Origin of the sequence: Alexandriicola marinus (assembly GCF_004000435.1) — a bacterium.
Lineage (GTDB): Bacteria > Pseudomonadota > Alphaproteobacteria > Rhodobacterales > Rhodobacteraceae > Alexandriicola > Alexandriicola marinus.
In genome coordinates, this window is record NZ_RBVZ01000089.1 from 1 (window position 1) to 319 (window position 319).

The window sequence follows — 319 nt, forward strand, 5'->3', positions numbered from 1 at the left end:
CGGTGAACCTGGTAGCCGATGGAGACCGCGCGGATGTGGCCCGCCTGGATGTCGCGCCAGATCGGTTCGACATCCGCGCGCTCAGAAATCCGGACCTGCGCAACGCCACGACCGTTTTCGATCCGGGCAGACCCAGGGACGACGGAGCCGATCACGGCATCCAGCGTGTCGACCTCGTGCACCTTCAGAAATGGCGCGCCGGCGTTCAAACGGTCGAGGCGGACATGGGCGGGTTCGAGGCTGAGCTCTTCGTCATAGGGTTCTCCGAACAGGGTCGACCGGCGAACGCGCGCCCCCGCCGACCAGATCACCTCGACGG

1 pseudogene is annotated in these 319 nt (G+C 66.5%); it reads right to left on the reverse strand.

Annotated features, from left to right (window positions below):
* Positions 1-319: pseudogene (locus EP376_RS22805) on the reverse strand (prohead protease/major capsid protein fusion protein); the annotation flags it as partial.